We start from the raw sequence: 12,318 nt of genomic DNA on the forward strand, positions 1-12,318 counted from the left end.
CCATGAGGGGATTCGAATGCGCGGCAAATCCAAAGTGCTGGGCGCGGCCTTCACCGCGCTCGCACTGACAGCGGCACCGGCGGTCGCCACCGCCGCACCACCGGCGAGCACACCGCAGAAAGCGATCGACGAGGTCACGCTCGTCACCGGCGACAAGGTCCTTCTGGGGCAGGGACAGCAGGTCGTCGCGATCCAGCCCGGCGCGGGACGCCAGGGCATGACGTTCAAGACGCATCGCGGTAACGACGGGCACACGACGGTCGTTCCCAGGGACGCGTTCGGGCCCCTGGCGGCGGGCCGGCTCGACCGCAGACTCTTCGATGTCACCACGTTGCTGGAGTTCGGCTACCGCGACCGGATGCCGTTGATCGTGGACGGTCACGCCAGACTCGCGGCACGGTCCACGGACGACTGGAGCGCTCTCAAGGCGGAGGCTGACTCCGGTGACAAGGTCTGGCTCGACGGCATGCGCAAGCCGAGCCTCGACAGGAGCGTCGCGCAGATCGGCGCACCGGCCGCCCACCAGCGCGGCATCACCGGCAAGGGGATCAAGGTCGCCATCGTCGACACCGGTGTCGACGAGAACCACCCCGACCTCAAGGGTCAGCAGATCGCGGAGAAGAACTTCACGACCGACCCCGACAACACCGACAACGTCGGCCACGGCACGCACGTCGGCTCCACGGTCGCGAGCCACGACACCAAGTACGGCGGCGTCGCACCCGGCGCGCAGCTGATCGACGCCAAGGTCTGCGTCGAGTTCGGTTGCCAGGAGTCGTGGATCCTCGACGGCATGCGCTGGGCCGCCGAACAGGGCGCGCAGGTCGTCAACATGAGCCTCGGCGGTGGCGACACCCCCGAGATCGACCCGCTCGAGCAGGCGGTCAACGACCTGACGGCCCAGTACGGCACGTTGTTCGTCATCGCTGCGGGCAACTCGGGTTCGACGGGCTCCGTCAGCTCGCCCAGCACCGCCGAGGCCGCGCTGTCGGTCGGTGCGGTGGACCGCGACGACTCGCTCGCCCCGTTCTCCAGCAAGGGCCCTCGCATCGGAGACAGCGGACTCAAGCCGGAGGTGACCGCACCGGGCGTCGGCATCGTCGCGGCGGCCGCGGGCACGAACGGCGACCACTTCGCGGCGAGCGGCACGTCCATGGCGACGCCGCACGTGGCGGGCGCCGCGGCCCTGTTGCGCCAGCAGCACCCGGAATGGACGCCCGCGCAGCTCAAGTCGGCGCTGGCCACCACCGCCAAGCCGACCGCGGGTGTCAGCGCGTTCGACCAGGGCGCGGGCCGCGTCGACGTGGCCAAGGCGATCAACCAGGTGCTGACCGCCGACGTCGTCGCGGTGAACCTCGGCCGGCACGAGTGGCCGCACGGTGACGACAAGCCGGAGACCAAGTCGATCACCTACAGCAACCCGACCGACGCCGCGATCACGCTCGACGTCGCGCTGAAGTCCACCGCGCCGCAGGGCATGTTCTCGCTGGGCGCCTCGAAGGTGACGGTTCCCGCCAAGGGCACCGCGGCCGTCAAGGTCACCGGTGACACCCGCGTCGGCACCCAGGACGCCGCGTACTCCGGCGAGGTCGTCGCCACGTCCGGTACGCACACCGTCCGCACGCTCGTCGGCGTCGACCGCGAGGTGGAGAGCTACACCCTCACCATCGACCTGACCACCAAGGACGGGCAGGACCCCGAGAACGCCCTGACGTTCGTCGACGGTCTGGACAGCAGGGGGTTCAAGGCTCTCTTCGGTGCCGGTGACCAGAAGATCCGCCTGCCGAAGGGCCTCTACTCGGTCGAGTCGACGCTGAGCTCACCGCAGGGCCTGGACATGGTGCTCCAGCCGACCGTGAAGCTGACCGGCGACCTGACGATCAAGCAGGACGCCAGGCTGGCACAGCCGCTGTCGGTGCAGGCCCCGGAACCCACCGGCAACTTCGTGGTCGGTGAGCTCAGCTACCGGCGCACGCACGGCCAGCAGATCGTGCAGGCGGGCCTGATCTCGTTCGGCGGCTTCGACGGCGTCTCGGCCGCACAGGTCGGCGGACCGCTCTCGCCGAAGGAGCTGTCGTCGCTGGCGACGCTGCACGCGAACTCCGCGGCTGAGGCCAACGTCTACTACCGGCTGTCCTACCCGGTCGGCGGCAGCCTGCCGAACGGCTTGACGCGCGCGCCCGCCAAGAAGGATCTGGCGCGCGTCGAGGCCACCATCGGCGGCCTCAAGCCGGACAGCCTGGCCACCAAGGGCGAGATCCCGAACTCGGTGCACGGCCTGAGCGGTGGATCGGCGCTCTACCAGGTGCCGTCGGGCAGCAAGGCCGTCGACTACGTGACGACCGAGGACCTGCGCTGGCAGTCGATCGTGAGCATCACCCACGCGAACGGCGGCCGCGAGCAGACCATCTCCGGGCTTCGCACGTACGAGGCGGGCAAGACCTACCAGGAGCGGGAGAACCAGCCGGTGTTCTCGCCGGCGCTGCCCGAGTCCCCATACCCGTACGCGCAGCGGTCCGGCACGCAGTTGTTCGCCAGTGTTCCGATGCTGAGCGACGCGAACAACGGCCAGGGTGGTTCCACTGTGGACAGTTTCCGGGCCGCGCTCTACCGCAACGGCGTGTTGATCGGTGAGGGCACCAGCGGCAACTTCCAGAACGTGCCGCTGCCGGAGGCCGACTTCCGCCTCACGGCCGACCTCGACCGGAGTTCGCAGTTCGAACTCAGCAGCAAGGTGTCCGCGGCGTGGACGTTCAAGTCCAAGGGCGTGCCGGACGTGGTCGACACCATTCCGCTGAACGTCGTGCGGTTCGCGCCCAAGCTCGACGACAACGGCGCGGTGCCCGCGGGCACGTTGCAGCGCATCGGGTTGCTCACCCAGTCGCACGGCGACACGGGCAAGGTGCGTGTCACCGGCGTGCAGTACTCGCACGACGACGGCGAGTCGTGGCGCAACGCGGGTGTGGTCGGCAACAGCGCGTTGATCTACCACCCGGCGGGCGCCAAGTGGACCTCGTTGAAGGCCACGGCGAAGGACGCCAAGGGCAACACGGTCGAGATCACCGTGATCCACGCCTACAAGGTGGCGTAGTGCACTGACGGGAAAGGGCCGCCTCCGCGGGCGGCCCTTTTCTCGTTGCTACGGCAGGTTCGTGACCAGCTCGGCGGCCGGGATGCGGGTGCCCGTGTAGAACGGGATCTCCTCGCGCACGTGCAGCCGCGCCTCGGTGCCGCGCAGGTGACGCATCAGGTCGACGATCCGGTGCAGCTCGTCCGCCTCGAACGCGAGCAGCCACTCGTAGTCACCCAGCGCGAACGACGCGACGGTGTTCGCGCGCACGTCCGGGAAGTCACGGGCTTCCTTGCCGTGGTCCGCCAGCATCTTGCGGCGGTCCTCCTCCGGCAGCAGGTACCACTCGTAGGACCGCACGAACGGGTAGACGCACACGTACTTGCGCGCCTCTTCACCCGCGAGGAACGCGGGGATGTGGCTGCGGTTGAACTCCGCCGGGCGGTGCAGCGCGACCTGCGACCAGACCGGCGTGGAGACCTTGCCGAGCGGCGTGCGGCGGAAGCCGGTGTAGGCGGCCTGCACCTGCTCGATCTCCTCGGCGTGCCACCAGATCATGAAGTCCGCGTCCGCCCGCAGACCGGCCAGGTCGTAGACACCGCGGACGATGACGCCCTTGCCCTCCAACGCGTCCAGGTAGTTCTGGGTCTCGGAGGCGGCAGCCGTTCGGTCCTCCGGCAGCTTCCCCGGTTCGACCCGGAACACAGACCACATCGTGTAGCGGATGGTGTCGTTGAGTTCGTTGTAGTTCAGGCGCGCCATAGCTCCATCTTGGCACGGGCCGCTCAACGCCGAACGCGGCCCAGCAGGTGTGCTGCGACACGGGCGGCGGCCGCGTCGGCGGTGGCGATGCACGCGGGCACACCGACACCGTGCAGCGCGGCGCCCGCGACGGCGATGCCCGGCACGTGGCCGATGCCCCGCTCGATGGTGTCGACCAGGTCGACGTGGCCGACGCCGTACTGCGGCAGCCCACCACCCCAGCGCTGCACCACGTAGTCGACGGGTTCGGCCCTGATCCCGGTCAGCTCGTGCAGGTCGTTGCGCACGGCTTTGACGAGGTCGGCGTCGCTGCGCTGCAGGAGCGCCGTCTCGCCGTACCGGCCGACCGAACCGCGCAGCACGACCGGTTCGCCGTGGTGCGACCACTTGCGGCTGGAGAACGTGAACGCCTTGGCGGTGAACGGGGTGATGCGGTCGCTGTACCGCTCCCCCTCCGCGATCAGGATGCCGGAGCGGTCCGGCAGCTCGGTGCCCGGCGGCAGCGCGAGCGCGACCACGGCCATCGAGGCGACCTCGATCTTGCCGTACGCGGCGGACACCTGCGGCGCGATCTCGTGCAGCAGCTTGCGCGCCGACGGAGCCGGGACCGCGAGCACGATGCCGTCGCAGTCCAGGTACTGCGGCGTCGCGGCCGAGCCGATCTCCAGCCGCCAGCCGTCGCCCAGCCACGAGAGCACGCGCACCGGCAGGCCCAGCCTGATCTCCGGCTTCGCGACCTCGGCGAGCCGGTCGACCAGCGACTGGACGCCGTTGCCGAGGCTGGCGAAGACGGGTTGACGTGCGGCGCGGGGCTGCGGTGGCGCCGGCATCATCATCGCGGCGGCCGCGAGCAGCGAGCCGACGCCCTTGTCCAGCAGCGTCGCGATCTGCGGCATCGTGGCGCGCAGGCCCAGCTCGTCCGCGCGGCCCGCGTAGACGCCGCCCAGCAACGGACTTACCAGCCGGTCGGCGACCTCGGGACCGAACCTGTCCTTCATCAGCGCGCCGACGGCGACGTCGCCGCCCCTGAGCTCGACAGGCGGCAGCGTCGGTTCCATCTCGACCCGCAACGCGCCCTCGGACGACAGCATGTGCCGCACGGTCTCGACGCTCGCCGGAACACCCATGAACGTGTGCGCCGGCAGCTGGTGCGTGCGCCCGGCCGCGTGGACCGACGCCTTCGCCGCCGTGGGGTGCACGACGTCGGCGGTGAGCCCGACCTCGTTGATCAGCTCCTGCGCCTCGGGTTTGCGGTGCAGGAACGCCTCGGCGCCGACGTCGAACCGCACGCCCGCGAGCTCGGTCGTGCGCAGCTTGCCGCCGAGGCGGTCGGACTGCTCGATCACCGTGATCCTGGCCTGGGGACCGAGCAGCATCCGCAACCTGTGCGCGGCGGCCATGCCGGAGATACCTCCCCCGACAACTGCGACGTGCGGCGTTCTTCCGTGCATTACAAACTGTGGATCAGTTCGACGGTCCGGGTGATGATCTCCGGATCGGTGTCGGGGAGCACGCCGTGGCCGAGGTTGAAGATGTGGCCCGCGGCCGCCTTGCCCTCGGCGTGGATGCGGCGCACCTCACGTTCGACGGCCTCGAAGCCCGCGAAGAACAACGCCGGGTCGAGGTTGCCCTGCACGACCGGCTTCGGCAGCTCGGGGTTCGCCTGCTGGAGTCGCCGCACGGCGACGTCCAGGGGGATCCGCCAGTCGACGCCGACGACGTCCGCGCCGGCCTCGCGCATCGCGGGCAGCAGCTCACCGGTGCCGACGCCGAAGTGGATGCGCGGCACGGTGGTGATCGTCTCGAGGACGCGGGTGGAGTGCGGCAGGACGAACTCGCGGTAGTCGCGCTCGGACAGCGCGCCCGCCCACGAGTCGAACAGCTGGACCGCCTGCACACCGGCGTCGAGCTGCGCGTGCAGGAACGCGGCGGTGACGTCCGCGATCTTGGCGAGCAGCGCGTGCCACAGCTCGGGGTTGCCGTGCATGAGCGCCTTGGTGCGCTCGTGGTTCTTGCTCGGCCCGCCCTCGACCAGGTAGGAGGCGAGCGTGAACGGCGCGCCGGCGAACCCGATCAGGGCGACCTCGGCGGGCAGTTCCTTGAGCAGCAACCCGATCGCGTCCGCGACCGGCTGGACCTGCTCGGCGTGCAGCTCGGGGAGCCTCCGCACGTCGTCGAGCGTCCTGACCGGGTTCGCGACCACGGGACCGGTGCCCGCGACGATGTCGAGGTCGACACCGGCGGCCTTGAGCGGCACCACGATGTCGGAGAACAGGATCGCGCCGTCGACGCCGTGCCGCCGGACGGGCTGCATGGTGATCTCGCAGACCATCTCCGGGTGCATGCAGGCGTCGAGCATCGCGGTGCCCTGGCGAAGTGCCCGGTACTCGGGCAACGACCGTCCCGCCTGCCGCATGAACCAGACAGGGGTGTGCGACGGGGTGCCGCCACTTGCGGCCACGAGGAGAGGAACTTGTGCAGTCATATCGCTTTCATGGTCCCACGTCTCGGCGTGCCGCCATCACTCGGTCGGTTAGCGAGGCATACAGTCAGTTGCGTGACCGAGCCGGAAATCTTCCGCCGGGCGGTGGGGACGCTCAAGTCGGTTCGCCACAGGCCCGAGATCGAACTCACCGAGGTTCGCCCACCGCAGCGGCTCGCGCCGTGGGCGTACGCGCTGACGGCTGAGGTCACCGGCCCGTCGGACGAGCTGTCGACCGGGAGGCTCGTGCTGCTGCACGACCCGGACGGCGACGAGGCGTGGGGCGGTGTCCTGCGCGTTGTGGCGTACGTGCGCGTCGAGTTGGACCACGAGCTCGCGTCGGATCCGCTGCTGCCCGAGGTCGGGTGGTCGTGGCTGACCGAGGCCCTGGAGCAGTCCGGCGCCGGGTTCACCGCGCTGGGCGGCACAGTTACACAGACGTCCTCGGCGCGGTTCGGCGACATCGCGGGACCTGCTCGCACCGACGACCTGGAGCTGCGTGCGTCGTGGACCGCGCTCGACGGTGAACTCGCCGAGCACGGCACCGCGTTCTACGAGCTGATGGCGACAGCCGTGGGGCTGCCGCCGGTCGGCGTCACTCTCTTCGGGCAGCGTTAGTCGGCGTCTCGCAGGACGCGCAGGATGTTCGCGCCCGCGAGCTTCGTGCAGTCGTCCTCGGACCAGCCCTTGTCGAGCAGTGCGCCGATGAGGTTCGGATAGGTGGAGACGTCCTCCAGTCCTTCCGGAAGCGACTTCACGCCGTCGTAGTCACCGCCAAGGCCCATGTGGTCGATTCCGACGACCTCACGCGCGTGTTCGAGGTGCGCGACGACGTCGTCGAGGGTGGCGCCCGGCTTCGGGTTGTCCACCGACCACTTCTCGCTGAACGTCTTGCGCTCCCCCATGTCGGCGTGGCTCGCGCCGGCGGCGGTCATCGCGTCACGAAGGGCTGCGTCCCATTCAGCGACACGGGGCGAGACGAAGTCCGGAACGAATGTGATCATGGCCACACCGCCGTTGGACCTCAGCTTCACCAGGACGTCGTCCGGGATGTTGCGCGGGTGGTCCGCGACGTGGCGGCAGGACGAGTGGCTGAAGATCACAGGCTTGACGCTCGTGTCGAGCGCCGCGTGCATCGTGCTGGGCGCGACGTGGCTCAGGTCGACGAGCATGCCGATCCGGTTCATCTCGCGCACGACGTCGCGGCCGAACTCGGTCAGCCCGCCGTGTTCCGGCTGGTCAGTAGCACTGTCGGCCCACGGCGTGTTGTCGTTGTGGGTGAGCGTCATGTAGCGGACGCCCAAGCGCCGCAGCGCCCGCAGAACGCCGAGTGAAGAGTTGATGGAATGTCCGCCCTCGGCACCCAGGAGGGAGGCGACACGCCCGGACGCGAAAACTTTTTCAGCCTCGGCGGCGGTCGTCGCGATGCCCAGGTGTTCGGAGTAGCGCTCCGCCAGTTCGTGGACCAGTTCGACCTGCTCCAGCACAGCCGTCACGGCGCCGTCGCCCGCCAGCCGGCCGGGAATCCAGACGGACCAGAACTGCATCCCCAAGCCGCCCTCGCGCATTTTCACGATGTCCGTGTGCAGGCTGGGATGACGTTCCGTGAGATCGATCTTGGCGGCGGTCGTGTAGACGTCCTCGCCCGTTCCTTCGCCGAACTCGCGCAGAGCCCACGGCAGGTCGTTGTGGCCGTCGACGAGGGGCACACGCTGCAGCAACGCACGCGCTCGCTCGTGACCGGTAGAGCTCGGCACAACCAACTCCTAGATGTCGTTCTGAGAGGGACGCGTGTTACTCCCCCTATCTAGTTGTCATCCGATCGTGTGACACATGAGGCCATCTGTCACAACTCAATAGGGATAGATACCCGATTGATCGTCCCGTAGACCCGCATGGGCGGCTACGCTGCCCCAGACGACACCACTTTCGGTCGATCAGTGGCGCGGCTGATTGGACGAAAGTCTCCGGTGCCGGTCGGGGGGCACGACCGACTCCAGGGAGGTAGTGACGTGGCTGCCGTCGGCTTAGGTCAGGCCGTTCGTACCACGCCAGCCGGCTCGTTGCCGGCGAACATGGTCCCGCACCCGCGGGAAGAGCTTTTTTCAGTGCTGGTGGTCGACGACCACCCACTGCTGAGGGAGGCGATATCAGCCCGGCTCACCCAAATGGGAGCCGGGACAGTTCATGAGGCCGCTTCGGTGGCGGAGGCTCGGGCGCGGGCACTCGCTACCGGACCATGCGACCTCGCGATCCTCGATCTGGGCCTGCCGGATGGCACCGGCATCGACCTGGTCACGGAACTCCGTGCTCAGGGCTGGCCCCGCATCGTGGTCCTCGCATCCTCCGACGACCCCTACGCGGTCAGGTCGGCCTTCCAGGCGGGCGCCCAGGCGTACCTCCTGAAGTCCGCCTCTCCGATGGTGGTCACCGACGGGGTGCGCAGGGTTCTCGATGGTGGCGTTTACGCAGATCCGAGCGTGGCACCAGTACTCGCAGCGGGTACTCGGGTGCCGGGCACCGACAACACGCCGCGGGAACTCTCCGCGCGTGAGGTCGAGGTGCTCCAGCTGGTCGCCGATGGCCAGAGCAACAAGGAAATCGGCGAGGCTCTGAGCTTGTCCGCGTTGACGGTGAAGTCTCACCTGTCGCGGATCGGCCGGAAGCTGGGCACCGGGGATCGCGCTCAGATGGTCGCGCTGGCAATGCGTGCCGGCGTGATCCGTTAGATACCGGTTTGAAGCACTGAACCGGCCGAGAACACCTGTGAGTGGTGCGATCGTCGTAGGGTCATCCGCTGTGGATGTACCCGCCGACGAGCCAACCGCACCAACCGGACCAGATCCGGTACCGCTGACGGAACCTGCTGATGGGGTCCCGCCCGTGGTCGCCGATCCTGCTGCGCTCCGGCGAGCCGCTGACGCGCTCGCCGGGGCGAAGGGCCCGGTCGCGGTGGACACCGAGCGAGCCTCGGGCTACCGCTACTCACAGCGTGCCTATCTGGTGCAACTGCGCCGGGAAGGCGCCGGCACATGGTTGGTCGACCCGATCGCCCTAGGCGGACGGCTCGACCCACTGGTGCAGGCGTTGGACGGCACTGAGTGGGTGTTGCACGCGGCGTCTCAGGACCTGCCGTGCCTCGCCGAACTCGGGCTGCGACCCGGCGCGCTGTTCGACACCGAGCTGGCGGGCAGGCTGGCTGGGTTCGAACGTGTGGCATTGGGCACGCTGGTCGAGCGGCTGCTCGGCTTTCGGCTGGAGAAGGGGCACGGCGCGGCCGACTGGTCGCGCCGCCCCCTTCCTGCCGACTGGCTGACGTACGCCGCTCTGGACGTGGAGCTGCTCGTGCAGCTGCGCGACGTTCTCGAAACCGAGCTGGAGCGCCAAGGCAAACTCGCCTGGGCGCTCGAGGAGTTCGAGGCGGTACGGACGGCGCCGTTGCCGCGCCCCCGTACCGACCCCTGGCGGCGCACGTCGGGTATCCACCGCGTGCGCAACCAGCGGCAACTCGCCCTGGTCCGCTCCCTCTGGGAAGCCCGCGACACAGTGGCCCGCGAACGCGACATCGCCCCCGGCCGAGTCCTCCCGGACTCCGCGCTGATGGAGGCAGCCGCCCGCAACCCGGCGTCCGAAGCCGAACTGCTGGCTCTCCCGGTCTTCCGCGGCCGAGCCCAGCGCCGCATGTCCGGCGTCTGGATGAACGCCCTGCGCAAGGGCGCCGCCCTGACCAAGTCGGAGCTCCCGGAACCCGCCGGCCAGCACGACGGCCCACCCCCGCCCAACCGCTGGGCGGACAAGGACCCGGACGCCGCTGCCCGCCTGGCCGCTGCCCGCACGGCACTGACGACCATCGCCGAGGCCAACACCCTCCCGGTGGAGAACCTCCTGCTGCCCGACCTGGTGCGGCGCACCTGCTGGCAACCGCCGGACGACCTCTCCCCAGAATCCGTGGCCACCGTGCTGCGCGATGGCGGGGCCCGCTCCTGGCAGATCGAGCTCACCCTCGAAGCCATGGCCAAGGCCCTGACAGCCGCCGCACCGGCACCTCCGCCCGCACCCTCACCCACCACCTGATATCCGATATATCAGTTCACCCTCCGGCACACCGGCGGGCTGCTCGCCGCTGACCTGGCCCTTAGCAATGAGTCTTTTGACATCGTCCGCAAAAGACTCATTGCCAGGGGCCGGTAGCGGAGGATCCGGTCAGGCCCGGCAGCTGATCTCCATGCCGTCCTCGACCGGGAACGCGACGCTGACGTAGCCGTTCGCCGGGTCGCGCACGTAGGCGAGGTAGCCGGCCATCGACTCCTGGTCGATGTCGTCGGCGACGACCAGCGCGCCGGGCGCGAGCCGGGGTTCGAGGTCGCGCAGCACCGGCAGGCAGAGGTCCTTCCAGCCGTCGAGCAGGACGAGCCCGATCGGGCCGGCCAGCCCGGCGAGCGAGCGACGGGCATCGCCGGGCAGGATCGTCGCGACACCGCCGAGACCCGCCTCGTCGAGGTTCTTCCGCGCGGTGGCGACTTTCGCCGCGGACATCTCGGTCCCGTACACGTGCCCCTTGCCGTTGTCGGCGACGGCCGCCGCCAGGTAGAGCGTCGAGATGCCGAACGACGTGCCGAACTCGACGACGGTGTCCGGACGACTGGACCGCACCAGTCCGTAGAGGAGCTCGCCGCCGCTGGCGGAGATCGGCATGTAGACACCGGCCAGCGCGTCGGCGCGTTCCTGCGCGCTCGCCGAGCGCAGTTCGTCCCACGGCGCGTCGAAGCTGTCGTCCGACGCGGCGGCGCCGAACAGCCGGTCGAGGACCGAGCGAACCCGCGGTTCGTGCAAGGTGATGGTCATGGCGGCCAGAGTAGACGCAACGTTGCGTCTAGACTAGCCCCGGCTAAGGTACGGCCCCTGGAGGTGGCGATGGAGAGCGGCACCGCGCATCGCGGAAACCGGCACGGACGCAGCGAGGAAGCGCGGCAGGCCGTGCTGGAGGCGGCCGACGACCTGCTCGCCGAACGCGGTTTCGCCGGGGTGACGATCGAGGGCATCGCCGCACGGGCCGGCGTCGCGAAGCAAACGATCTACCGCTGGTGGCCGTCCAAGGTCGACGTGCTGCTGGAGGCGTTCACCGAGGACATGGCCCAGCACCTCACGCCGGAAGACCACGGCGATCTCGGCACCGATCTGCGCGCTCACCTGGCGCGGCTCGCCGAGTTCCTCACCCAGTCCGACCCCGGCGCGGTGTTCCGCGCGCTGACGGGCCAGGCCCAGCACGACCCCCAACTCGCGACCCGGCTGCGCGACGACCACCTCAGCGCCCAGCGCGACCGCGACCGCATCCCACTGCTGCGCGCGATCGAGCGCGGCGAGCTGCCCGGCGACCTCGACGTGGACGTCGCACTCGACCACCTCGTCGGGCCCGTCCACTACCGCGTCCTGGTCACCGGCGCACCCGTGCCACGGGCGTTCACCGACGACCTCGTCGCCGCCTTCCTGCACCGCCACCAGCAGCATGATCAGCACTGACCGGCTGGACCTGCTGCCGCTCCAGGCCGAGCACGCCGAGGAGATGGCCGATGTGCTGGCGGACCCGGCGCTGCACACCTTCATCGGCGGCGCCCCGTACTCCCCCGACGCCCTCCTCGCCCGGTACCGGCGGCTGGTCGCGGGCTCGCCCGATCCCTCCGAGCGCTGGCTCAACTGGGTGATCCGGCTGCGCATCGAAGACCGCCTCGTCGGCACCGTCCAGGCGACCGTCGCCGGCCAGGTCGCCGAGATCGCGTGGGTCGTCGGCACGCCGTGGCAGGGCCGCGGCATCGCCGGCGAGGCGGCCCGAGGTCTCGTCGGCTGGCTCGCGACCGAACCGGTGCACACCGCCGTCGCCCACGTCCACCCCGGCCACCACGCGTCCGCCGCCGTCGCCGCGTCCGCCGGGCTCACCGCCACCGACGTGTGGCAGGACGGCGAGGTCCGCTGGCAGCGACTCCTGCGGCTTTGACAGTTGCCGTTG

General features: G+C 69.8%; 11 protein-coding genes. 6 read left to right on the plus strand and 5 right to left on the minus strand.

The window, feature by feature from the left end; translation table 11 throughout:
• Nucleotides 1–16 precede the first annotated feature (16 nt).
• Nucleotides 17–3,091 (plus strand): S8 family peptidase, encoded by a 3,075-nt coding sequence (locus tag SK803_RS16585; protein WP_319966896.1) that lies wholly within the window; start codon nucleotides 17–19, stop codon nucleotides 3,089–3,091.
• Between the two features lie 48 nt (nucleotides 3,092–3,139).
• Here the strand turns inward: SK803_RS16585 and hemQ are convergent, their stop codons facing one another.
• Genes hemQ through hemE form a run of 3 tightly spaced genes read right to left on the minus strand, consistent with a single transcriptional unit; the run spans nucleotide 3,140 to nucleotide 6,317 of the window.
• Nucleotides 3,140–3,832 (minus strand): hydrogen peroxide-dependent heme synthase, encoded by a 693-nt coding sequence (gene hemQ, locus SK803_RS16590; RefSeq protein WP_319966897.1) that lies wholly within the window; start codon nucleotides 3,830–3,832, stop codon nucleotides 3,140–3,142.
• Between the two features lie 23 nt (nucleotides 3,833–3,855).
• Entirely contained in the window at nucleotides 3,856–5,283 is a 1,428-nt protein-coding gene (hemG, locus tag SK803_RS16595; RefSeq protein WP_319966898.1) for a protoporphyrinogen oxidase, read from the minus strand.
• On the minus strand, nucleotides 5,283–6,317 hold the full coding sequence (hemE, locus tag SK803_RS16600; protein WP_319966899.1) for a uroporphyrinogen decarboxylase: 1,035 nt from the start codon (nucleotides 6,315–6,317) through the stop codon (nucleotides 5,283–5,285). Before hemE ends, hemG begins: the two co-directional genes overlap by 1 nt.
• A 72-nt stretch (nucleotides 6,318–6,389) precedes the next feature.
• On the opposite strand from hemE, the gene SK803_RS16605 reads away from it, so the two are divergent.
• Nucleotides 6,390–6,932: a DUF3000 domain-containing protein gene (locus SK803_RS16605; RefSeq protein WP_030479951.1), complete on the plus strand. Its 543-nt coding sequence runs from the start codon at nucleotides 6,390–6,392 to the stop codon at nucleotides 6,930–6,932.
• Here the strand turns inward: SK803_RS16605 and SK803_RS16610 are convergent.
• Nucleotides 6,929–8,071, minus strand: coding sequence for a dipeptidase (locus SK803_RS16610; protein WP_319966900.1), 1,143 nt, complete (start codon nucleotides 8,069–8,071; stop codon nucleotides 6,929–6,931). The genes SK803_RS16605 and SK803_RS16610 overlap by 4 nt on opposite strands.
• Nucleotides 8,072–8,326: 255 nt before the next feature.
• Here SK803_RS16610 and SK803_RS16615 point away from each other — a divergent pair, with 255 nt between their 5' ends.
• Nucleotides 8,327–9,043 carry a response regulator gene (locus SK803_RS16615; RefSeq protein ID WP_015099292.1) on the plus strand — a complete coding sequence of 239 codons (717 nt, stop codon included), beginning with the start codon at nucleotides 8,327–8,329 and terminating at the stop codon, nucleotides 9,041–9,043.
• Between the two features lie 70 nt (nucleotides 9,044–9,113).
• Nucleotides 9,114–10,388 carry a ribonuclease D gene (locus SK803_RS16620; RefSeq protein WP_319966901.1) on the plus strand — a complete coding sequence of 425 codons (1,275 nt, stop codon included), beginning with the start codon at nucleotides 9,114–9,116 and terminating at the stop codon, nucleotides 10,386–10,388.
• 129 nt (nucleotides 10,389–10,517) lie between these two features.
• Here SK803_RS16620 and SK803_RS16625 read toward each other — a convergent pair whose 3' ends face one another.
• Nucleotides 10,518–11,159, minus strand: a complete 642-nt coding sequence (locus SK803_RS16625) for an O-methyltransferase (RefSeq protein ID WP_319966902.1) — start codon at nucleotides 11,157–11,159, stop codon at nucleotides 10,518–10,520.
• Between the two features lie 69 nt (nucleotides 11,160–11,228).
• On the opposite strand from SK803_RS16625, the gene SK803_RS16630 reads away from it, so the two are divergent.
• Both SK803_RS16630 and SK803_RS16635 read left to right on the plus strand, forming a co-directional pair.
• Nucleotides 11,229–11,834 carry a TetR/AcrR family transcriptional regulator gene (locus SK803_RS16630; protein ID WP_319966903.1) on the plus strand — a complete coding sequence of 202 codons (606 nt, stop codon included), beginning with the start codon at nucleotides 11,229–11,231 and terminating at the stop codon, nucleotides 11,832–11,834.
• Nucleotides 11,821–12,306: a GNAT family N-acetyltransferase gene (locus SK803_RS16635; RefSeq protein WP_319966904.1), complete on the plus strand. Its 486-nt coding sequence runs from the start codon at nucleotides 11,821–11,823 to the stop codon at nucleotides 12,304–12,306. Before SK803_RS16630 ends, SK803_RS16635 begins: the two co-directional genes overlap by 14 nt.
• Nucleotides 12,307–12,318 lie beyond the last annotated feature (12 nt).

The organism is Lentzea miocenica, from assembly GCF_033949945.1.
Taxonomy (GTDB): domain Bacteria; phylum Actinomycetota; class Actinomycetes; order Mycobacteriales; family Pseudonocardiaceae; genus Lentzea; species Lentzea miocenica.